Raw genomic sequence first — 22426 nt, 5'->3', positions numbered from 1 at the left:
GGAACGTATTATGGTTAAAAATGCATTACAGGCGCAACTGCTTAAAGCAGGTCTGGTCGATAATAAAAAGGCAAAAAAATTGTCTAAACAAGCCGTACATGAAAAACGTACTGGTGAAAGTAAAGATGCTGAAATCAAGGCGAAAATTGAGCAAGATCAGCAGCAGAAAATGGCCAAAGATCATGCTTTAGAGCAAGATCGTAAAGCAGTTTTGCAAGAAAAAGAATTAAAAGCTGCCATCATGCAAATGATTAATCAGCATAAAATTCGTGATACCGATGGCGAATCGACCTATCAATTTATCGATGATGCCAAAATCAAAAAGCTTTATATCAATCAGCAAATTTATAATGCCCTTGTTGCTGGCAGTCTTGTTATTGCACGGGAAAATAGCAACTATGCTTTTTTACCAAAAGAATTAGCCGACCGTATTAATGCGAAAATGGAAGGCTTTATTATTGTGAATAATTCTGAAGTGAATGAGCAAACCACGGATGAAGAAGATCCATATGCAGCTTATGTAATTCCTGATGATTTAATGTGGTAAGCATTTCATATCGCTAATGAAGCTCCTAATTAGGGGGCTTTTTTTAGCTCAACATTTATTTATTTTAGTTCATCAATTAGGTTATACCTTCAAAAAATCATTTTTAGCACAAAATAAGTAACATTATGGACTATACATGTCGTAACTCCGTAAAGTTTACGAGTATAAAATTGCTTATATAATCATCATAATTACAATAGTTTGATCATTAAGCCTTTCATTTACTTCAATAAGAGTAGGATAATTTTGGAAAAATTTCAGTTCATTAAAAATATTCAAGATTGGTCAGATCAATACCCTTGGTTAGAAATGCTGACATCGCTCAGTCTCATTATTATTTTTGCCATCATTGCAAATTTTATCGCCAAGCAAATCGTGGTGCGTGGAATTCGTAAGCTCGTTTCTAAAATGGCCTTTAGCCATAGTCAAATTTTGTCAGAACATAGTGTGATTAAACGCTTTGCTAACATTGTTCCAGCAATTGTGATCTTAAATGGCATAACCACAGTCCCACATTTATCTGTGAAATTTATTTCAATCGTTCAGATGGCTTGTCAGGCTTTTATCTTCTTGACCATTGCTTTGGCAATTTCTGAATTACTGAATATTTTTAATCTGATTTACCAACGTAATCCAAAATCTAGAAACAAACCGATTAAAGGCTATTTGCAGTTGGTCAAATTGATTATTTTTTTGGTCTGTGGCCTGATGATTTTAGGTACTTTCTTGAAAAAAGATGTATTTACATTACTCGCAGGCTTTGGTGCTATGGCGGCCGTGCTCATGTTGGTTTTTCAGAACACCATTTTGTCACTGGTGGCTTCGGTACAAATTTCTTCTTATGACATGGTGCGAATTGGTGACTGGATTGAGATGCCGTCGCTTAATGCAGATGGCGATGTCATTGATATGTCATTACATACCATTACCGTGCAGAACTTTGATAAGACTTTTACCACGATTCCAACCAATAAACTGGTGACTGACACCTTTAAAAACTGGCGTGGTATGGCTCAGTCAGGTGTTCGTCGTATCAAACGCTCACTTTATATTGATCAAAGCTCTATTCATTTCATGACACAGGATGAGCAAAACAAACTCAAAGAATTTTTATTGCTAGATCAATATCTTGATCATAAGCATGAAGAGCTTGTTCAGTTTAATCAGCAACTCTCAAATCAATCGAAATATAATCAGCGCCGTTTAACCAATCTTGGGACCTTTCGTGCCTATGTAGAATTCTACTTACAACAGCATTCAGGCATTGCCCAACACCAAACGATTTTGGTACGTCAGTTACAACCCACGAGTGAAGGCATACCTTTAGAGATTTATGCTTTTAGTAAAACAATAGCATGGAAAGATTATGAAGCGATTCAATCTGATATCTTTGACCATCTGATTGCAATCACACCCGAGTTTGGACTTAAAATCTATCAAGCCCCTTCTAGTGCCGATTTTAAAGCCCTCGTTCAACCAAATGCCGATAAAAGCTAAGAGCTAAACTTTCCTCTCCCCATGTATATTCAAAGAAGAAATTCTGCAAATTTAAAAAGTCACAATGGCTTTTGAATATACATGGGGCTATCGGTTACCCCCCCTCTACTTCCGCAATTACTTTAGATCATGCGATATAAGGAATAAAAGCGAATCAGATAAATGCGCTAATCGCTCGATTCCTTAAAAATATAATTCATCCGAAACAACTAAATATAATTAAAAAATCAGAACAAATACTATACAAATGTAGACAATTTTAGATACTATTTGTTAACAGTTGCATAAAAACGCTTCTAAAATAGGAGCTTGGTCATGGAAGGCCCCAAGAAACCTTCTCAGAAATCAGTTAAAAACGAATCACAATTACTCATAGAATCGATGAATCGCACTTCTGCCAAACATACGCTCATACAGGCAGAAGCATGTGATTTAGAGAATCGTGTCCGTATTGAGCGTGCTTTATCCGACCCGATTGCACGTATTCCAACACAGTTTAAAAATGCTTATTACAAATTTTTGTACTACAACCAAAAAGACTATTTAAAGCAGGTCAACTACTTCGCCCAATTGGCATTTTTAATCTATTTTTGGGCAGATCGCTATGTGCTGCCAGACGTAGAAATGCTTTCAGGTGTGATTCGTATCATTGCTATTATTGGTGCATTTAGCCTGAACTATGTTCTGTTTAAATATATCAAACAGATTAAATTGCTGGATTTGATTTTGCCACTCGCCACTTGCCTTTCAGCAATTCTCTGGTTTGAGATATTACTTCAGTCGAAAAATGAACTGGTTCATAGCTATCAATATGCCGCCATTATTTTGATCGTATTGGGTAATTTAAGTATTCATGTGCATTTTCGCCCTTCGATCATCACCTCTGCCATGATCACGGCAGCGATCCTTTTTGGCGCATGGCGCATTAATGATTTTGGTGATTTTACAATATTTTTATTGGTGTACGTTCCTGTGCTGCTGTTCAGTATGTATATCTGCTGGAACTCTACGCTCAACTCTCGTAAAACGTTTCTAAGAGCGCTGCTAGATGACTGGAACTTTCATACCCTGCGCAAAATTGCCCATACGGATGAATTAACCCAGTTAAGCAATCGTCGCCAATTTGTACATGCTGCAAATAAAAAAATCCAAGAAACCCCAATGACGGTCTGTACCAGTCTTTTGATTTTTGATGTCGATCATTTTAAAGCGATTAATGATCAATACGGACATGATGTAGGCGATCAAGTGTTATGCCAAATTGCTGAAATTGCACGGAAAGAAATGCGTTTTTACGATATATTGGCGCGTTTCGGGGGTGAAGAATTTATTGTACTTTTGCCTTATACCGCCCCAGAAGATGCATTAAAAATTGCTGAACGGTTAAGACATAAAATGGAACAACATCAATTTCATATGGATGGTCAATTGGTGAAATTTTCGATCTCCATTGGTGTTTCCAAAATTGACCCTGATCACGCCAAACTTGATCAGTTAATTAAACAGGCCGATATTGCTCTATACGAAGCAAAACGCCAAGGTCGTAATCGGGTTGTACATTTTAATTCTATGAACTTTTGCAGCCAAACTTTTAAGTAAATAAACAAATCAAAATGGAGAAAAACCAGCGAATCCATTACACTCAGAGCTGAAGAAAGAAAGATTAATTACAGTAAAATCTCAGGTTATCTGCATGCTTAAATGGTTTGAAAATTTAGTTGACGCTTATCCTGAACAGGACTTGAATAAACCATTGCCGACAAAATTTTTCCCCTTTGTATGGCAAGCTGCGACTGGCGTAAAAAAATACCTATTGTTATTGGTACTCTGTACAGCTGGTGTAGCGAGTTTTGAAGCATTGCTTTATTCCAAAATTGGCGATTTAGTCAATTGGATCAGTAAGTCTCAACCTGAAACCTTTTTACAGCAGCACCAGACCAATCTGACCATTTTGAGCTTTATTTTATTGGCAAATATCTTCTTTTCTTGCCTTCAAACCATTATTAAACATCAGATTCTATATAGCACCTTTCCAATGCGCCTACGTTGGAGATTTCATAACTTATTACTGAAACAAAGTTTAGATTTCTTCCACAACGACTTTGCAGGTCGTTTATCTGCCAAAGTCATGCAAACTTCACTGGCTGTACGTGAGTTTTGGATTATTCTTGGTGACATGTTGGCCTATGTCTTCATTTACCTGATTTCGATCACCGTGATTTTAGGTGCTATATCGCCACTGTTGATTGTTCCATTATTACTTTGGCTGGCTTTATTTATTGGTTCTGCATGCTATTTCATCCCCAAATTAAGCAAAATTTCAAATGAACAAGCCAATGCACGCGCAGTAATGACTGGTCGTGTCACCGATGCCTACACCAATATTCAAACGGTGAAATTGTTTGCCCATGCAGGCCGTGAAAGCCAATATGCCAAAGCCTCAATGAAAGAATTTATGGTGACGGTGTATAAGCAAATGCGACTTGCTGCAAAATACAACATCGCGACGAATTTGCTGATCATTGTTTTATATGGTGGCGTACTTGGAACAGCCGTTTGGCTCTGGATGGATGGTCAAGCTGAGCTTGGGGTCATTGCAGCAGCGACCGCCATGATTTTAAAACTCAGTAGTATTTCCGAGTTTATGATGTGGCAAACGTCTGCCCTTTTTGAAAATGTCGGGACAATTCAAGATGGGATGAAAACTATGGGCCGCCCAATTCATATTCAAGATAAAGCTGATGCAACCGACTTAAAAGTACAGCAAGGCGAAATTAAATTTGAAGATGTCAGTTTTGCTTATAATGATAAAAAGGTCATCAATCAATTTAATTTAACCATTCGACCAGGTGAAAAAATCGGTATAGTCGGGCGTTCAGGTGCCGGAAAATCGACATTAATTCAACTTTTACTCCACTTTTACGATATCAACCATGGTCGTATTTCGATTGATGGCCAAAATATAGAAGATATTACCCAAGATAGCTTGAGAAAAAATATTGCTTTGGTGACCCAAGACACCTCGTTATTGCATCGCACGGTTGAAGAAAATATTAAATATGGCCGTCCGAATGCGACTGATGAAGAAATGTATGATGCAGTACGCAAAGCGAAAGCTGATGAATTCATTCCTCAATTGATTGATTTACGTGGTCAACGTGGCTATGACGCATTTGTTGGTGAACGTGGTGTTAAATTATCTGGCGGTCAGCGTCAACGTATTGCAATTGCTCGAGTATTTTTAAAAGACGCACCAATTTTAATTTTAGATGAAGCCACAAGTGCGCTCGATTCAGAAGTCGAAGCTGCGATTCAATCGAGTTTAGATGATTTGATGCAAGGCAAAACTGTGATTGCCATTGCGCATCGACTTTCAACCATTGCGCAAATGGATCGATTGATTGTCTTGGATCAAGGACGTATTGCTGAGCAAGGCACCCATGAAGAGCTTGTCGCTTTGAATGGTATTTATGCACACTTGTGGCAGCGTCAAACCGGTGGCTTTTTAATAGAACAACATAAAGTAGAATCAAAGGAAGATGAAAATGCTGTATCTGGAAGACCTTAAAGTTGGTGATCACTTTAGCAGTCGTGAATATGAAATGACTGTTGAAGAAATAAAAAAATTTGCCATCGCTTATGATCCTCAGGAATTTCATACAGATGAAGTCAAAGCCCAACAACACCCGATCTTTCAAGGGCTAGCGGCAAGTGGTTGGCATACTGCTGCTGTAACAATGCGCTTATGGACTGAATGTTTCCCTGTGGCTTATGGCTTAATTGGCTCAGAGTCAAGTCTGCGTTGGCCGCGCCCAACACGTCCGGGGGATAAAATTCGTGTAGAAGTTGAAATATCAGCAATTACTCCATCGAAAAGTAAGACAGACCGCGGCATTGTGACCTATGTTACGCAAGCGCTCAATCAGCACAATGACGTTCTGTATATGTCTACGACCAAAATTGTGGTCTTTTCCAAAGATTTTAAACCGAATTAATCCTTAACGGCCTACTTTACAACGCTAAGGTAGGCCGCTATAAATAGTTGAGCCTAGTCAGTTTGTCCAACAATTTTTGTGGGATACAACACAGAATCATGCCAATATAAGCTTGAACAGAAGAAAAACCCGCATTGCAACGGAACGCTATGAAAACAATTAATTCCCGTCAGGATCAGGGTATTCCCGGAGTATATGGATTGCTCCTATTAGATGTGGTCTCTCGATGGGGCTACACTGCAGAGACATTATTTAGTCCCTTCGGATTAAACAGCGAACAATTGGCTGAACCAGATTTCCGTATTCCAACACCGATCGCCAATCAATTGGTAGAGCACGCACTACGTTTAACTGGTGAGCCAACATTAGGTTTTCATTTAGGCAACCAAATGCGCATCTCGATTCATGGTTTTATTGGCTATGCCATCATGACGGCGAAGGACATAACCGATGCCTTAGTCTTGGCAAACCGTTTTATTCAGTTACGCATGCCCTTTTTACAGCTTTTTTTCTCGACATTTGGAACCAAAGCTACTGTTCAACTACAAACCGACGTTACGATTGAGCCTTTACGTACCGAAATTTCAATTGCCTTAATTTTTGGCATGATCAGCATGGGCAAAGCAATTACCGGTGTGGATTATTCTGCTGGTGAAATTGATTTTGATTTTCCTCAACCTGAAGGTTTTGAGCGGTTTATTGCCAAATATCCAAGGCACCAATTTAGATTTGATCAGCCACATCTCTTACTTAGTTTTGATAAGCAATATTTAACCAATAAATTGGTCCATGCAGACCCGATTGCTAGTCAAATTGCGATTAACCAATGTGAAGCTGAACTCTCCGCTTTGGGCGAACGTCACCGTATTGCCATGCGCGTTCGTGATATTTTAACCAACTCCGAACAGCACTATCTAAGTATCGAAAGTGTTGCTGAACGGCTACACATGTCCGATCGAACTCTTAAACGCCAACTTGCTGCCGAAGGGACTTCATTTTCAACATTGGTTGACGAAGTTCGCTACCGTCATGCTACTTCGCTCCTGTCACGAACTGATTTTACCTTAGAGCAAATTGCTGATGAATTGGGCTATAGCGATGTCGCCAATTTTAGCCGTGCTTTTAAGCGTTGGAGTGGTCGTAGCCCAAGCAATTGGCGTAAAGATCCGTACTTATAAGTCTTTTGTTTTACCTAAAAAGCATGTATAACTCATGCCAAAAATGAATTTAATGGATTTAAGGAGTTATCAATGAATCATCCTTCAGATTTAAAGTACGCAAGTACACATGAATGGGTGCGAATTGAAGGTGACCTTGTTGTTACAGGCATTTCCGATCATGCACAAGACGCATTGGGTGATTTAGTTTATGTTGAAGCACCAGATGTTGGTCAACATATCACTGCTGGCGAACAAGCAGGTGTGGTTGAGTCGGTAAAAACCGCTTCTGATATTCATGCACCGGTTTCTGGTGTGGTTGTTGAAGTCAATCCAGACCTTGAAGATGATCCAGATTTTGTAAACGATGCGCCTTATAGCAAAGGCTGGATTTATAAAATTAAACCAGACAATATGGCTGATGTAGATGCTTTATTGACCAGTGAACAATATGAAGCTGGCCTGTAAATATTTCTAATATCTAAAAAAATCAGCCCTGAGGCTGATTTTTTATTTCAATATGATGGCTGAATTGGCTTATATACTATTTGCATGAATATGCAGCTTATATTTCTTCAGAAGCTTCGGTACTTTCGGGTTCTTCTTTCTTTTCTTCAACCATACTAAAAGATTGTGCTGCCGATGAAGTACCATTTGCACGTGAACTTTTCAGTTTAATTTGCAAACGTAATTCATTGGTTGAATCGGCATTTCTTAAGGCCTCTTCATAAGAAATTGCGCCGTCATTATATAAATCAAATAAAGCTTGGTCGAAAGTTTGCATCCCAAGTTCACGAGATTTAGCCATGATCGCTTTTAATTCATGAAACTCACCTTTCAAAATCAAATCTGAAATAAGCGGCGTGTTTAACATGATTTCAACGGCTGCACGGCGTCCTTTACCATCTTTAGTCCGGATTAAACGCTGCGAAACAATCGCTTTCATATTGCTCGATAGATCCATAAGCAATTGATTTCTTCGCTCTTCTGGGAAAAAGTTAATGATTCGATCTAGGGTTTGATTGGCATTATTTGAATGTAGCGTACCTAAACATAAATGCCCTGTTTCAGCAAAGGCAATCGCATGTTCCATCGTCTCGGTGTCACGAATTTCACCGATTAAAATCACATCTGGCGCTTGTCGTAGTGTATTTTTTAAGGCGTTATGCCACGAATGACTATCTACACCAACTTCACGATGCGTAATCATGGATTTTTTATGTTTATGGACATATTCCACTGGGTCTTCAACAGTGATGATATGGCCTGCACTATTTTCATTTCGATAATCAATCAGCGCCGCTAAAGAGGTTGATTTCCCCGAACCTGTACCGCCAACCACTAAAACCAAACCACGTTTTTCCATAATCACGTGCTTAAGCGAAGCCGGTAATTTAAGCTTTTCAAAATTTGGAATTTCTGCGGTAATGGTACGAATGACCATACCTACATGTAACTGTTGCTGAAATACATTGACACGAAAACGCGAAACGTTTGGCACACTAATCGCAAAGTTACATTCTAATTCTTTCTCAAATTCTTTGCGCTGCTTCTCATTCATCAAACTATAGGCAAAAAGCTTTGTTTTCTCAGCATCAAGCGCTTGCTGCCCAAAGGGTTTCATCATGCCTTGATGTTTAATACTTGGTGGAAAATCTGCCGTAATAAATAAATCAGAACCACCATATTCAACCACTTTTGTTAACATGTGGAACATAAAACGGCGTGCTTCTTCCAACAATTCAGCAGTGTACATCAACTTCCCCAATATAAAATTTCAAACACCCAAGCACAGATTTTGATTATTTCTGGCGCTGTATTGGGCTTAGACATTATTGTGCATAAAAAGTGTGACTCACTCAAACATAAAATACTGAATTATCAGTATATATTTTAAAATATAAGCTATATTTTAATTTTTATATCACAGTAAACAACAAAGGATTTTTCAAAATAAAAGCCTTAGAACAATCAATGTTCTAAGGCTTTGGGCTAAATCAATTCAGACTGAGTATGCTCTGGATTGTTAAGCACTACGTTTGATTTGTGATGCACGAAGTTCATTCGCAACCTGTTGAATCAAATCAATGGTTTTGTCCCAACCTAAGCATCCATCTGTTACAGACTGACCATAAGTCATGTCACAACTAATTTTTTGATTACCATCCACTAAATGACTTTCTAACATCACACCACGCACTTGGGTATGCTCACGCTCTGCTACAATTGTACGTAATACTTCAGGTTGCTTCATTGGGTCTTTATGGCTATTGCCATGACTACAATCGATCACTAAAGCTGGTAAATCGCCTTTTACTTTTCTGCGAATTTTGTCTATTTCAGCCAAACTATAATTTGGACCTGTATTTGAGCCACGTAAAATTAAATGTGCTTGCGGGTTACCAACAGATTCTAAAATACACGGTAAGCCAGTTTGACTCATACCTAAAAACTGGTGTGGATGCGAAGCAGATTGAATGGCATCTAAAGCAATTTGGATTGAGCCATCTGTTCCGTTTTTGAAACCAATACTGTATGGCATATGACTCGAGATTTCACGATGAATTTGTGATTCGCTGGTACGCGCACCGATTGCACCCCAAGCCAAAAGGTCATCAAAATAACCCGTCGCCATTGGGCTTAAAATTTCAGAGGCAATTGGCAAACCCATTTCAATAATTTGTAAGTACAGCTCACGTGATTTTTCTAAGCCCAACTGCATATTAGATGAACCATTTAAACTTGGGTCATACATATAGCCTTTCCAGCCCACTGTAGTACGTGGTTTCTCAATGTATGCGCGCATCACAAGAAAAATTTGATCTGAAACCTGTGCCTGTAATTGTTTTAATTTTTCAGCATATTCCAACGCAGCAATCGGATCATGGATTGAACATGGACCTGTAATAATCATTAGACGCGGGTCTTGACCCGTCAAAATATTTTGAATAGTTGCACGATGTGCAGCAATTTGTTCTGCAGCATGAACTGATAAAGGTAATTGTTGTTTCAGTTGATGTGGCAAGCTCAAAAGCGTTTCTTTTGGCTGTGTAGATTTCTGAATTTCTGAATTTTGAGTTTTTTGTAAAGCTGTATTTAGCGCATTCATTGGTTCTATTCCTTTGGACTGTACGTATAAACAGTCCGATCTTTTATCTGAGCGTTATGGGACTTTGGGACTTCAAGGCTTTAGACATAGAATGACTAAAGTAAAACCAATAACCGTTGCTAAAATATGAATTATTTACTGTAAACATGAGATTTCTCCAAAAATATTATAAAAATCAAGACATAAAAAAACCTGATCAGGGTTGCCGATCAGGTATAAACTTGGTGGGCAACCTTTTTCATGCCCGAACGCGTTCAGGCAATTATCTAAACTGCCAGAAGTAATAATATGCGTTTGAGATTAAAGGTTGCTTTAACATCTTGATTTCATCAAAAAGTATCTGTCTGAAAATTAAAATACGCTGTATTCATCGGTTTGACAATAGTTTTTTGCTATTTTGTTGTATTAAATAACTCTGCTGTCAATAATTGCGACCTATTTTTAAAATTTGATGTATTGATTAATAAATAAACATTTATTAGACTGCACAACATTAGGCTGTTTAAAGCTTTTTTCCATTTATTTTTAATTCGAGTATTTGCCAATGAAGTAAGCCCTGTTTTTTTCATCATCAAATCCATTTTTTTGATGTGCAAACACATGGCTAATGACTTCGACTGCATTTTCTCAAATATTGTCTTTTTATAGAATAAAATTAGTTATTTGTATTGCGCATCTTTGCTATCGCAAGGTGCATCTATGACTCAAACGGCTTGTACAATTTCCAAATTAAGCTTGGAATTTCCATCCAAAACACTTTTTAAAAACCTGAAATTTAACCTCAATCAACAACAACTTTCGGCATGTGTTGGTCGCAATGGTTTAGGAAAATCCTGCATCCTTAAAATCTTACATGAGCAAAATCTGAAAGATCTCCCCTATGAAGGTGAAATTTCATGGAATGTACCACATGCCTATTTATCACAATTTTCTCGACTAGAAGCTGACACGATTGCTTCTGCACTCGGTGTTGAAGATTTATATGACTCATTTCAACGTATCGAAATAGGCAATGCCAGTTTTGAAGACTTTGAGCTGACTGAAAACCAATGGCACCGTCCTGCACTATGGCAGCAACAACTTAAGCAGGCTTCACTTCCAACAGATTTAAATTTCCCAGTCGCTCAGCTGAGTGAAGGTCAAAAAACCAAATTGGCTTTGTGTGCATTATTTTTAAAAACTGACCATTATTTACTTTTGGATGAGCCAAGTAACCATTTAGATGCATCCTCACATTTCTGGCTCATTGATCGCTTAAAAAACCATCCTGCGGGTGCATTCGTCGTCAGTCATGATCGAGGATTGCTGCAACATGTAGAGCATATCTATGCTTTAAATGAGTTTGGACTCAGTCATGTTACTGGAAACTATGAAGACTACGTTCAACAAAATGATCTGCAAAATAAAGCCTTACAGCGTAATGCTTTACAGCAGCAGCGTGAGTTAAAACAACTCAAATTACAACAACACGAAACACAGATGAAAGCGCAAAAACGAGAACAACAAGGGCGTGTCCTACGCAAGTCAAGCACCCAAGCCAAAGTGTTACTCGATTTTAAAAAGGAACAAGCCGGTCAAAGCCTCGCTTCAGTTCAAACGCAACAGCAGAAGCAATTGGAAGAAAAGAGATCTCAACTGATTCAGTCACAGCAACAACTTGAGCATGTCAAAGAGCAGCAATTCGTTTTTCAACATCACGCTGAAAAAACAGGAGAAATCTTAAGAGTTAAACATTTTCATCGCAAAACATCTCAGCACCAGCCTTTCGACTTGGCCTTACAGGCAGGTGAAAAAATTCATTTAAAAGGAAAAAATGGTATTGGTAAATCTACATTTCTAAAGTATCTGAGTCAGGTCACATCACAGTCTAGCCATGAATTATTTTTGTCTGTGCATACCCTGTATTTAGACCAAAACTTGAGTGATTTATCACCAGAACTGAGTGTTTTGGATAATTTGGCAAAGTTTAATCCTGAGGTTTCATCAACGGAATGGCGTAATCAACTCGGTCAACTTAGAATCCGTGGTCAAAAAGCGGAACTGCCATTTCACTGTTTAAGTGGTGGTGAGCGTTTAAAAGTGACCTTGTTGGGCTTAAATTATTTAACACCGAATATTGAGCTTTTATTGTTAGATGAACCTGAAAATCACTTAGATATAGAGTCTAGAATGTTATTGGCTCAAGCCATTCAGCATTATACAGGTGTGGTGATCCTCGTTTCACATGATGCATATTTTGTAGAATCTTGTGGCATTCAGAATAGCGTGCAATTAGTTGAATAACTCTCGCTCGCTAGATATATCTAAAAAAGCCAAAGTAGATGAACGCTACTTTGGCGAATTTAATGCTTTAGAAATCATCCATTGGAAGCATTAAGGGCAATATTGCTAAACAATACTGCATTTTAACACCCGATTTTCTTCATGATTTTTTGTTTAAGGCGCTGCTGAAGTGAAGCTGAACGTTCCTTAAGCTCGGCACGCCAGTCATTTGGCACTGAACATTTCGCGAGTCGAACCCAAACGCTGGCAAACTGTTTGATAAAACTGGCTTCGTTGTAGTGAATACCATATTCCTCACAGAGTGCTTTAATTTTAGGTGCGGCTTCTGCATAGCGGTTTGCAGGCATATCTGGGAATAAATGGTGTTCAATTTGGTGACTCAAATTACCACTGAGTATATGCAACCATTGTGTTCCACTAAAATTACTTGAGCCACGAATTTGACGGAGATACCACTCTGCTCGAGTTTCATTTTCGGTATTATCCATCTCAAAGTTTTCCGCATCTTCTGTAAAATGGCCATTAAAGATGACAGCGGAAGCCCATAAGCTACGAATCACGTTGGCTACAGCATTTCCTGCAAATACCGGAATCGCATTGGGACCTGCAATAAGCGGGAAAAACACATAATCTTTAATCACTTGGCGCTTAATTTTCTGACGTACATCGGCCGCTTCATGCCATACATCTTTCCAAGTTTTGGTTTTATACGCAATAACATCTTCTAAATGTAAACGTTGAATGCCGACATACCACTCAAAGAAAACCATGAGTTGGGCAGCCAGTGGAATATTGAAAAGAAAACGTGGCTCCCACTTTTGCGATTCACTCACACGAATTAAGCCATAGCCGACATCATGGTCCATACCGACAATATTGGTATAGGTGTGATGCACATAGTTATGGGTATATTTCCAGTCTTGACCTGTGGCAATGGTATCCCAATCATAATTAGCACCATTTAAACTCGGGTCATTTAACCAATCAAACTGACCATGCATCACATTATGACCGAGTTCCATGTTCTCTACGATTTTAGAAATACCCAATAAACCCGTACTCATTAACCAAACTGGTGGAATCCAACCTGCAAACATCAACATGCCACGAGAAGCAATCTCGCTATAACGGACAAAATTGCGAATTTTATAAATATACGCTGCATCTTTTTCACCTACACTCTGCATGATTTCACGTCGAATTTGCTCAACTTTTTCGCCAAATTCAGCAGTTTGTTCTGGTGATAAATAACGTGACTTACTATTCGGACGAATATATATCGATTGATTCATGTTGATGCCCCTGATTTGTTTTTATGCGGCTTGGATTAGAGTTGAATACGTACAGGTGAAATGGCCTGAGAGACACATAACTTGATTTGCGTGTTATTCGCATGATCAATTGCGCCAGTAAGTAAGTTTTTCACTGAACCCTGCAATTTCGTACACGAACAAGTATTACAAATGCCCATCCGACAGCCGTGCGCAGGTTTTAAACCAGCTTTTTCAGCACTTTCCAGTAAATTACCCTCTGCCAAAAAATCTTGCTGGGCTACACTAAAAGTGACAGGTTGAGCAGGTACTGAATCATCAGCAATCATCTGAAAATATTCAGTATTTAAATACTCTGAAAGCTTGAATTCACGATACAGTTGTTCAATGCTTTGCATCATTGGCGCTGCACCACAGGCATAGCAATCTCGCTTTTTAAAATCGGGCACCATGTGATTTAGCACCTCTGGTGAGATATGCAATTTGGTTTTCAGCGTATTAATCCCATGTAAATGTGCATGGTTAGATTGCTTCGCCAGTTGAATCAATTCATCCAAATAAGCATCATCTCGATTGAAATAAATCAGGTCAACCGTACGCCCAAGCTGAATTGCTTGTTTAAACAAAGCCATGATTGAGGTAATGCCACTACCAGAAGCAAGCAGTAAAATTGGTCGATCCGAATTTAGCTTTAGGCCAAACTCACCTTGCGGTTGCGATAATTCAACAACCTCACCTGTTTTTAATTGCGTCAGACAGTTGGACACTTTGCCTTGTTGTTTGACTGCGATTACTACATGACCAGATGTATTGATTTCGACGATGCTATAGCTACGTTGATGCCGTACACCATCCTTTACAACTGTCACCAGAACACATTGGCCTGGTCGATAATTTTCTGCTTTAAAGTTGTGATTCGCTAAAAAACTCAGTTCATAAAACCCGATTCCCACACAACGTGATTTAACCAATTGTGCTTTTACACGTTTGTAGGCCCAAATTGCATCAAATTTTTCTGTAATAAAATCAATAAAATCTTCCCGAATCCACTCAGGCTTGTAACTTGTAGTTGTCATTTTTTGCCTCGGATAATGCATTAATATACATTTGTTTTTAAATTATGCTTACCTTATGTTTAGTGCTAATTTCCCACCATGTGAATTCGGGACAAAATCTATCATTTGGCATTTTTATCATTTTATGTCTAACAATCTGTCACTTTTTGCAAATCCTAATTTGAAGTTTTGATTTGTTATAACGACACAAAAAAAAAACTAGGCCAAAGCCTAGTTTTTAAAACAGTGAAAATTAACGCATTAATATTTAAATGATTAGTCGTTTAATCAAAAATATTTAAATCAATATTAGTCTTCAAAATGTACAACAGAGCGAATTGATTTACCTTCATGCATTAAATCAAAGGCTTCATTGATTTTATCCAGCCCCATAGTATGGGTCACGAATGGTTCAAGTTTGATCTCACCTGACATGGCCTCTTCTACCATACCCGGTAATTGTGAACGACCTTTAACACCACCGAAAGCAGTGCCTTTCCAAGTACGACCAGTAACCAATTGGAATGGGCGCGTTGAAATTTCTTGACCTGCACCAGCTACACCAATAATCACAGATTGGCCCCAACCACGGTGAGCACATTCCAAAGCAGAGCGCATCACATTGGTATTGCCAATACATTCAAATGAATGGTCGACGCCCCAGCCGGTCATTTCTATAATTACTTCTTGAACTGGACGATCATAATCTTTTGGATTAACAAAATCTGTAGCGCCAAATTCTTCAGCCAGTTTGAATTTGTCAGGATTGGTATCTACCGCAATGATACGACCTGCTTTGGCTTTTTTAGCACCTTGTACCACAGCCAAACCAATTCCGCCTAAACCAAAGACTGCAACTGAGTCACCTTCCTGAACTTTAGCGGTATTTTTAACTGCACCAAGGCCTGTTGTTACGCCGCAACCCAACAAACACACATGCTCATGGTTCGCTTCAGGGTTAATTTTTGCCAAAGACACTTCTGCTACCACAGTATATTCAGAGAATGTTGAACAGCCCATATAGTGATAAATCGGCTGACCATTATAAGAAAAACGTGTTGTGCCATCAGGCATTAAACCTTTCCCTTGTGTTGCTCGTACAGATACACAAAGATTTGTTTTACCCGATTTACAGAATAAACATTCACCACATTCTGCGGTATAAAGCGGAATTACATGATCACCCGGTTGCACTGAAGTCACACCTTCACCGACTTCAACCACAACACCTGCACCTTCATGCCCTAAAATTGCTGGAAATACGCCTTCAGGATCATCACCCGACAATGTAAATGCATCTGTATGACACACACCTGTATGGCTAATTTTGACTAAAACCTCACCTGCTTTAGGTGGTGCCACATCAATTTCAACAATTTCTAAAGGCTGACCCGGTCCAAAAGCAACGGCTGCACGTGATTTCATGTCTAAAAACATCCTGTATGGCTTATATTAACAGATGAGTTACAGTAACCTCTTTTTAAGCCTAGATACAACCTTAAAACATGATGTTATGATGAATTTTTCAAGGAATGATTAATGCGATTCGAATGATACAATTACGTGAAATAAGTTGTACTGTCGGTTTAACTGTTTCGATCAGCCTATTAACTGGATGCAGCTTACCTAGCAATCAGTCAAAAAAAGATGTCCCTATACAATCACATGCAGAAAAATGGATTACGTCTGCTACGGATTTAGAAAAATTAGAACAAAAACAAACGGCTTATTTAGCATTAGATGATGCCTTCTTAAGCATTGCTTCTCGCCTACATTTGATTCGAAATGCAAAATACACCATCGATTTGCAATATTATATTTGGGAAAATGATGCTATTGGGCATCTGATGTTTCAAGAATTACTGCATGCCGCTGACCGCGGAGTAAAAGTAAGGCTACTAATTGATGATCAAAACGGGACGAAACTCGATCCGACCTTACAATCCCTTTCAGCTCATCCCAACATTTCAATCAAACTATTTAATCCCTATAAATTCAGAAAATTACGTGTCATTGATTATGCATTTCGCTTAAAGCATATTAACCATCGTATGCATAATAAATTAATTATTGCTGATGGTTTTATGGGCGTAACTGGCGGTCGTAACATCAGTAATGAATATTTTGATGCCAGTGAAAGTTTTCAATTTACAGATTTGGACATCCTTTTCTATGGGGAAGCCATTCAGCAAGCCAATCAGGTGTTTTTGAACTTTTGGAATGATGATTTAAGTTATTCTGTTCAGCAATGGATTGGTGCAGGTACAAAAGAAGACTTAAATCAATTAAGACAAACGTACCAAGAAAACTCTACAACGTTGACTAAAGATCAACAGCGCATTAACTATGCACAGCAACAACTGGCGGCTCAGCTTAAACTAAGACCGGTGAATTGGGCCGAAGCACATTTCATTGCGGATAGTCCGAATAAAATTCGTGGTGAGGCTAAAGAGCAAGAATTAATTTATAACCAATTTTCTACTTTGATGGGACAGCCCAAAGAACGCATGGAATTGGTTTCGGCTTATTTTGTTCCTACGCAACAAGGCACTGACTTTCTGACGGGTCTTGCAGGTAAAAATGTAGAAGTCCGTGTGTTAACCAATTCATTTTTAGCCAATGACGTCGCTGTCGTTCATGCGTTTTATCAGAAATATCGCAAAGACTTACTCGAAAATGGCGTGAAACTATATGAATTTAAACCTTATATAGAGCGTTCAAAACGCACATGGTATGAGGTCATAACTGGAAATATCATCCCCGCAAAAGGCAAAAATGCCTCTAGTTTGCATGCAAAATTTTTCGATATCGACGGAATGGTGTTTATTGGATCATTTAACTTTGATCCACGTTCCGCAAATTTAAATTCGGAAGTTGGCCTTGTCGTTAAGTCTGATCGATTACAAAACGATATTTCTGCCGCATTAAACCAATATTTACCGCAAATTGCGTATGAATTAAAATTGGATAAAAATGGCGAAATCATTTGGTTAGAGCATAAAAAAAATGGAATAATTAAAACCTATACTCATGAACCAGAAACAACAAGATTCCAACGATTTAGTATAAAAGCAGTGTCATACCTCCCGATTGAATGGATGATGTAATGACAATGTACTGCTAATTGGTTAAGTTTTTTCTCATCGATAAGATCTAATAGGAACGATTTAAGCAGTTTCAAGCAACTCAATAATGCTCTTGTTCAGTCTCGTTCATATGAGTGCTGGCTTTTGAAAATAACCAAACCATTGACTTCACCAATGAATTCCACACGCCCATAATTGGCTGCTTTCAGCGCTGCTAAATGTTCCTCAACTGACATATACAACTCATGATTTTGCTGAGCATGTGGTGCATATAAATGATCACATACAAAATACACGCCTTGTGTATTTAACAACCTTTTTACATTCCGATGAAACTCTGCTGCATACGCCTTATGTCTCAATTCATGTAAAGCTTGATGAATAACAATCACATCAAAGGTGCTGTTTTGATTAAACTGAAGTGATTCTTCCCAAGCAGATTGTTTGAAATTCCCAGTTATAAAATTGCATTTTAAGCGTTGCGCTGCACTTAGTTTTCCTTTTGCCAAGTCATGCATAGCTTCGGAAAAATCAAATGCTGTGTAATCTATATTTGGACAATGATTGATTAAAAACTCAGCCAAATAGCCTGGGCCTGAACCGAGTTCAAGCACGTGCGCATTCGGGTTTAAAGCCAAAATAGAGTCGACATACATTTGAAAGATGTCATAACGCCACGGACATTTAAGATTGACTTCAGTCAGCAGCCCATTGTTTAGCTTCGATTGGATCTTTTAAGTCTATGGGGCTGTGCACATCATTTATGTGAATATTATTTTCGCAATTCATTTTCTTAGACTTAATTTAGATAGATTGAATGCTATTTATACATAAAATATCTCAATAAAAGCAAAGGTTTTACTCACACTTGATGATGCTTTAACATCCACCTCTTATTTTGTTTTATCTCCTCCTAAAGTTTTCTAATGCAATTTTTTGATTTAAGCCGCCAATTTAATTTAAGTGATATTTTAACGCCTTTTACGACACTTCCTGAACTTGGTCATCAAGAATGGTTTTTGTCGAAAGTTCGGGTTGAGCATGACTGCTTATCTGACAATGACATGATTGAAGGCCAAGCTGTGCTTAAATCTAATCACAATATCCAAATTGAGTTGGAATGGTTAATTCAAGATACAGGTCATGAATTACAGCTTTTATTTAAAGGCATTGAAACTGCAGCTAGCGAAGAAACTTTGGTGATCGTGAAAGGCGCACAAATTGTAGATGATGCAAACAAAAAAGTTTCATCTCAGACACTGAGTTTATGGATCGATGGCACTTTACTACCTATGCTGCCGAATATTCGCAAAGAAATTAAAGCGCGTTTAAACCTTTGGGATTATGTTGAATATGATGTCTAAGGAATTGATGTTTATCCATAAGATGCCACCTTTTAATCATTGAATGTTTGCCTGTTTAAATGAGACATAAATTTCAAGGTATCTCACAATAACGCAAACTTCCCTAAAGTAATCCTATATCTTTAAATAAGCTTTGATAGGCTTCGGCTTTTTTTTCCAGTGCTAGTGGATAAGCTCTAGATGATGATGGCATACGGTATAAAGTCAAATCTCTGCCTGCAAATTCGGTATGAACAGCATGCCCAATGTGTGGTTTTTCCGTATTTTCTGGCATAGAGAGCATTAAAGTATCAGTCGCTTTGTCTCCTGTCGTCATAATACTATGGCAATTAGGCATCTGCGTAAGAAGCTTCGCAATATCGGTTTGCTGATGGATCTGTAAAAACTTGTCTGACGCATTGCCTTTCAAACGAATCACTTGATAGGCCGTATCAAAAATGCCTATGCCTATTTCATTTAAAAAATCTCGAATGAGCTGTTCTTTAAAAGTTTTGCTCTCTAGATTGAGAAAATGATTTTTATCCTGAAAAAAACATAGGCCAAAGATTTTCCACATGTCATTTTGAAAATTTGGATAATAAAAATCCATTTTCCAGCGTGTTTTGGGTGGCGGAAAACTCCCTAGCATCAATAGTTTCCCATTTGATGGCAAAAATGGTGCTAAAGGATGCGTTTCGATTTGCGGATTCGCGTCGGAAATGTCTTTGCTCATATAAATTTAACTTCGCCCAGTGGTTGAATCATAAAATGTCTATGAAAATTGTTCAGTGATTTGTTTCGCTATTTTTTCAGCCCATAACTGATAAATTTCTTTACTCGGGTGAAAGCCATCTTTGGCCATTTGTAAGTTTTTCTCACGATATTCTTGTAAATCGTATTCAATTAACCGCATATTCGCTTGAGTGTTAACATAATTTTTTAACAGCGCATTCATCTTTTGTGAATATTGTCCAAACAACCATGACAATGGAAACGGTAAAGCTGGAAACGCATCCATTGGTGGCACACCTGAAATGATCAATAGCTGTGGATGAAACTTTTCCTCGACAGCTTGATATAAGCGCTGCTGGAGCTTCAACCACTGGTCTGGCTGTTTTAATGTTGTAACATCATTAACACCAACAGAACTGATCACGACATCAAAGTTCTGCTTTGCGACATTATCCAAAGCATTGATGATTTGCTGGCTGTTATTCCCCGTTGTGGCTTCAAGGCAAAAGTGAACTTGATAATCAGGCGATAAAATTTTAAGCAATTGTCCCAATAACGCATCCGACTGATGCTCGACGCCGACACCTGCTGCCGCTGAGTCACCAAGGATCAATACCGATAATGGCCGATTACCCTGACCAAGAATTCCACAACGCTCTCCAACTGGTTCTGCTAAACGTGGAGTATTTTTTTTCACACGGTAACCTTGGATCAGTAATGCAGGTAACAGCAGCAGTGTCGATACTTTGAGTAGCATAATATTTGGGTAATGAATTAAAGCTTGTCGACTGCATTATTTTAATTAGTTTAAAAAACAAAGCATTGACTCTATTGTTATTTTTCTACATTTTCTTTTTTTAAAAGCACCATTCTGCGGCATATTGCTAGTTTTTTATATTAATAATGATTATCATTTATCTGATTTCATTCTACCTATTTTATTATTTCAATGAAAAAACTTTCCCTACTTTTTTTGGCTTGTTCTATGAGCTTTGCTGTTTCTTCTGCTTTTGCCCAAACTCAAAACTTACCCGCTTTAACCGATACAACAGAAAAAAAACATTTCCCTTATGCTGCTGCATGTGAAGATGTCAAAGCGCAAAGCCAAATATTATTAAACCTACAACATCAGTTAAATCAAAATCCAAAACAACATGCTCAAATTCTTGAAGATTTTTGGAAGCGTGTAGAGCTTATAGGTACACCAATCATTGAAAACTATGATGAAAAACATGACCGTATAATTTTTTTATGGAAAGGTGCGCAGCATAATGTACGCCTTATTGGTGGGCCGAGTAATGACCATGAATGGTTAACACGCCTACCAAATACCGATATTTGGTTTAAAGAATCGATTATTGATCATCGTTATATTGGCAGTTATAGCTTTGCTGTCGACTTACCGAACTTAGAAGGTTATCTGTCAAATTATTGTCCGCATCTGAATCCTAAACTTAAAGAATCAAGAACGCAGCGTCGTGCTGTGATACAAGTACAACGCATCGATCCTTTCAACAAAAACACTTATCTCGCAAGTGATGACACATCAGGCTTACGTAATGAAAATTTTGTGGCGCTTAAAGATGCCCCGCCATTTATTGATCCAAAACAATATCCAAATGTAAAACAACCCCAATTACAAGAGTTTGTTCTACACAGCAAAATTTTGAATAACTCACGTAAAATCCAAATTTACCAATCTAAAGCCAAGAAAAATCAAAGCTATATCACCGCTATATTTTTTGATGGTCAGCAATATAACGAGTTGCTGAATGTTCCAAAGGCATTAGATATATTAGTTGAGCAAGGTCAACTGCCGCCAATTCAAGCCATTTTTGTTTCTCCACCGAATGATCAGGAACGACCTAAAGAATTAACACCCAATGCAAAATTTTCAGCATTTTTTAGTGATGAACTGATGCCTTGGATTCAAAAAAATGCACCTGCAAAAGTCGATTCGAAGAAAACGGTACTACTTGGGTCAAGTCTTGGCGGTTTAAGTTCAGCTTATTTAGCCTTAGAAAATCCAAATCAAATTAGTCACGTCGTACCTTTATCTGGATCATTTTGGTGGCAAAATGAAGCGACAGACCTCCCAAATGGCATGAGTAAAATCATTCGTGATAAAACCTCGCAACCTAAACAGCATTGGTTTATTACTGCCAATAGTTATGAAAGCTCACGCAATAATAATGAACTGAGTATTTTAGAGACTTCGCCTATTGTTGCAGCCGACTTAAAAAATAAAGGTCATGATGTACATTACAAATCGTATATAGGCGGACATTCCTACGCGGTATGGCAAGTTGCCTTGCAAGATGCACTCAAACATTTTTTTGCGCAAAAGTAGT

19 protein-coding genes are annotated in these 22426 nt (G+C 38.2%); 11 read left to right on the top strand and 8 right to left on the bottom strand.

Annotated features, from left to right (window positions below):
* Positions 1–10: 10 nt before the first annotated feature.
* From FTV50_RS04375 to gcvH, 7 genes are all read left to right on the top strand, one after another.
* Complete coding sequence (locus FTV50_RS04375; RefSeq protein ID WP_168377529.1) at positions 11–547, top strand: DUF2058 domain-containing protein; 537 nt, start codon at positions 11–13, stop codon at positions 545–547.
* A 246-nt stretch (positions 548–793) separates the two neighbouring features.
* Entirely contained in the window at positions 794–2044 is a 1251-nt protein-coding gene (locus tag FTV50_RS04370; RefSeq protein ID WP_180023635.1) for a mechanosensitive ion channel family protein, read from the top strand.
* Between the two features lie 315 nt (positions 2045–2359).
* Positions 2360–3643: a sensor domain-containing diguanylate cyclase gene (locus FTV50_RS04365; protein ID WP_257223852.1), complete on the top strand. Its 1284-nt coding sequence runs from the start codon at positions 2360–2362 to the stop codon at positions 3641–3643.
* 94 nt (positions 3644–3737) lie between these two features.
* Positions 3738–5612, top strand: coding sequence for an ABC transporter ATP-binding protein (locus FTV50_RS04360; protein WP_180023634.1), 1875 nt, complete (start codon positions 3738–3740; stop codon positions 5610–5612).
* Positions 5590–6039, top strand: coding sequence for a MaoC family dehydratase (locus FTV50_RS04355; RefSeq protein WP_180023633.1), 450 nt, complete (start codon positions 5590–5592; stop codon positions 6037–6039). The genes FTV50_RS04360 and FTV50_RS04355 overlap by 23 nt, the downstream gene beginning before the upstream one ends.
* A 149-nt stretch (positions 6040–6188) precedes the next feature.
* Positions 6189–7217, top strand: a complete 1029-nt coding sequence (locus FTV50_RS04350) for an AraC family transcriptional regulator (RefSeq protein WP_078190954.1) — start codon at positions 6189–6191, stop codon at positions 7215–7217.
* 72 nt (positions 7218–7289) lie between these two features.
* Positions 7290–7664: a glycine cleavage system protein GcvH gene (gene gcvH / locus FTV50_RS04345; RefSeq protein ID WP_078193810.1), complete on the top strand. Its 375-nt coding sequence runs from the start codon at positions 7290–7292 to the stop codon at positions 7662–7664.
* Between the two features lie 97 nt (positions 7665–7761).
* On the opposite strand, the gene FTV50_RS04340 is transcribed toward gcvH, so the two are convergent.
* Together FTV50_RS04340 and FTV50_RS04335 are read right to left on the bottom strand one after the other, a co-directional pair.
* A complete protein-coding gene (locus FTV50_RS04340; protein ID WP_180023632.1) occupies positions 7762–8952 on the bottom strand; it encodes a PilT/PilU family type 4a pilus ATPase in 1191 nt (396 codons plus the stop codon).
* Positions 8953–9222: 270 nt separating this feature from the next.
* Positions 9223–10305: a 3-deoxy-7-phosphoheptulonate synthase gene (locus FTV50_RS04335; protein ID WP_180023631.1), complete on the bottom strand. Its 1083-nt coding sequence runs from the start codon at positions 10303–10305 to the stop codon at positions 9223–9225.
* A 699-nt stretch (positions 10306–11004) separates the two neighbouring features.
* Here FTV50_RS04335 and FTV50_RS04330 point away from each other — a divergent pair.
* Complete coding sequence (locus FTV50_RS04330; protein WP_180023630.1) at positions 11005–12588, top strand: ATP-binding cassette domain-containing protein; 1584 nt, start codon at positions 11005–11007, stop codon at positions 12586–12588.
* 122 nt (positions 12589–12710) lie between these two features.
* On the opposite strand, the gene FTV50_RS04325 is transcribed toward FTV50_RS04330, so the two are convergent.
* The 3 genes from FTV50_RS04325 to FTV50_RS04315 all read right to left on the bottom strand — a co-directional run bounded on the left by FTV50_RS04325 (position 12711) and on the right by FTV50_RS04315 (position 16339).
* Positions 12711–13880, bottom strand: coding sequence for an acyl-CoA desaturase (locus FTV50_RS04325; RefSeq protein WP_180023629.1), 1170 nt, complete (start codon positions 13878–13880; stop codon positions 12711–12713).
* A gap of 35 nt (positions 13881–13915) precedes the next feature.
* Positions 13916–14935, bottom strand: coding sequence for a flavin reductase family protein (locus FTV50_RS04320; protein ID WP_180023628.1), 1020 nt, complete (start codon positions 14933–14935; stop codon positions 13916–13918).
* Positions 14936–15223: 288 nt separating this feature from the next.
* Positions 15224–16339: an S-(hydroxymethyl)glutathione dehydrogenase/class III alcohol dehydrogenase gene (locus FTV50_RS04315; protein ID WP_180023627.1), complete on the bottom strand. Its 1116-nt coding sequence runs from the start codon at positions 16337–16339 to the stop codon at positions 15224–15226.
* Positions 16340–16464: 125 nt separating this feature from the next.
* On the opposite strand from FTV50_RS04315, the gene FTV50_RS04310 reads away from it, so the two are divergent.
* On the top strand, positions 16465–18021 hold the full coding sequence (locus FTV50_RS04310; protein WP_180023626.1) for a phospholipase D family protein: 1557 nt from the start codon (positions 16465–16467) through the stop codon (positions 18019–18021).
* Between the two features lie 95 nt (positions 18022–18116).
* Here FTV50_RS04310 and FTV50_RS04305 read toward each other — a convergent pair whose 3' ends face one another.
* A complete protein-coding gene (locus FTV50_RS04305) occupies positions 18117–18656 on the bottom strand; it encodes a class I SAM-dependent methyltransferase (RefSeq protein WP_306785632.1) in 540 nt (179 codons plus the stop codon).
* A gap of 270 nt (positions 18657–18926) precedes the next feature.
* Here FTV50_RS04305 and FTV50_RS04300 point away from each other — a divergent pair, with 270 nt between their 5' ends.
* On the top strand, positions 18927–19364 hold the full coding sequence (locus FTV50_RS04300) for a hypothetical protein (RefSeq protein ID WP_180023625.1): 438 nt from the start codon (positions 18927–18929) through the stop codon (positions 19362–19364).
* Between the two features lie 103 nt (positions 19365–19467).
* On the opposite strand, the gene FTV50_RS04295 is transcribed toward FTV50_RS04300, so the two are convergent.
* Together FTV50_RS04295 and FTV50_RS04290 are read right to left on the bottom strand one after the other, a co-directional pair.
* Positions 19468–20076 (bottom strand): uracil-DNA glycosylase family protein, encoded by a 609-nt coding sequence (locus FTV50_RS04295; protein WP_180023624.1) that lies wholly within the window; start codon positions 20074–20076, stop codon positions 19468–19470.
* Positions 20077–20115: 39 nt separating this feature from the next.
* Positions 20116–20832: an SGNH/GDSL hydrolase family protein gene (locus FTV50_RS04290; RefSeq protein WP_180023623.1), complete on the bottom strand. Its 717-nt coding sequence runs from the start codon at positions 20830–20832 to the stop codon at positions 20116–20118.
* 228 nt (positions 20833–21060) lie between these two features.
* Here FTV50_RS04290 and FTV50_RS04285 point away from each other — a divergent pair, with 228 nt between their 5' ends.
* Positions 21061–22425, top strand: coding sequence for an alpha/beta hydrolase-fold protein (locus tag FTV50_RS04285; protein WP_180023622.1), 1365 nt, complete (start codon positions 21061–21063; stop codon positions 22423–22425).
* Position 22426: the final 1 nt, after the last annotated feature.

The sequence above is a fragment of the Acinetobacter sp. YH1901134 genome (assembly GCF_013416965.1).
Lineage (GTDB): Bacteria > Pseudomonadota > Gammaproteobacteria > Pseudomonadales > Moraxellaceae > Acinetobacter > Acinetobacter amyesii.
The sequence above is the reverse complement of the archived record's forward strand: the minus strand, read 5'-3'. Positions and strand labels throughout refer to the sequence as shown.

Coding starts and splice junctions, on each gene's coding strand:
- FTV50_RS04375 (WP_168377529.1), top strand. CDS start 11: ATGGTTAAAAATGCATTACAGGCGCAACTGCTTAAAGCAGGTCTGGTC.
- FTV50_RS04365 (WP_257223852.1), top strand. CDS start 2,360: ATGGAAGGCCCCAAGAAACCTTCTCAGAAATCAGTTAAAAACGAATCA.
- FTV50_RS04360 (WP_180023634.1), top strand. CDS start 3,738: ATGCTTAAATGGTTTGAAAATTTAGTTGACGCTTATCCTGAACAGGAC.
- FTV50_RS04355 (WP_180023633.1), top strand. CDS start 5,590: ATGCTGTATCTGGAAGACCTTAAAGTTGGTGATCACTTTAGCAGTCGT.
- FTV50_RS04350 (WP_078190954.1), top strand. CDS start 6,189: ATGAAAACAATTAATTCCCGTCAGGATCAGGGTATTCCCGGAGTATAT.
- gcvH (WP_078193810.1), top strand. CDS start 7,290: ATGAATCATCCTTCAGATTTAAAGTACGCAAGTACACATGAATGGGTG.
- FTV50_RS04340 (WP_180023632.1), bottom strand. CDS start 8,952: ATGTACACTGCTGAATTGTTGGAAGAAGCACGCCGTTTTATGTTCCAC.
- FTV50_RS04335 (WP_180023631.1), bottom strand. CDS start 10,305: ATGAATGCGCTAAATACAGCTTTACAAAAAACTCAAAATTCAGAAATT.
- FTV50_RS04330 (WP_180023630.1), top strand. CDS start 11,005: ATGACTCAAACGGCTTGTACAATTTCCAAATTAAGCTTGGAATTTCCA.
- FTV50_RS04325 (WP_180023629.1), bottom strand. CDS start 13,880: ATGAATCAATCGATATATATTCGTCCGAATAGTAAGTCACGTTATTTA.
- FTV50_RS04320 (WP_180023628.1), bottom strand. CDS start 14,935: ATGACAACTACAAGTTACAAGCCTGAGTGGATTCGGGAAGATTTTATT.
- FTV50_RS04315 (WP_180023627.1), bottom strand. CDS start 16,339: ATGAAATCACGTGCAGCCGTTGCTTTTGGACCGGGTCAGCCTTTAGAA.
- FTV50_RS04310 (WP_180023626.1), top strand. CDS start 16,465: ATGATACAATTACGTGAAATAAGTTGTACTGTCGGTTTAACTGTTTCG.
- FTV50_RS04305 (WP_306785632.1), bottom strand. CDS start 18,656: ATGTATGTCGACTCTATTTTGGCTTTAAACCCGAATGCGCACGTGCTT.
- FTV50_RS04300 (WP_180023625.1), top strand. CDS start 18,927: ATGCAATTTTTTGATTTAAGCCGCCAATTTAATTTAAGTGATATTTTA.
- FTV50_RS04295 (WP_180023624.1), bottom strand. CDS start 20,076: ATGAGCAAAGACATTTCCGACGCGAATCCGCAAATCGAAACGCATCCT.
- FTV50_RS04290 (WP_180023623.1), bottom strand. CDS start 20,832: ATGCTACTCAAAGTATCGACACTGCTGCTGTTACCTGCATTACTGATC.
- FTV50_RS04285 (WP_180023622.1), top strand. CDS start 21,061: ATGAGCTTTGCTGTTTCTTCTGCTTTTGCCCAAACTCAAAACTTACCC.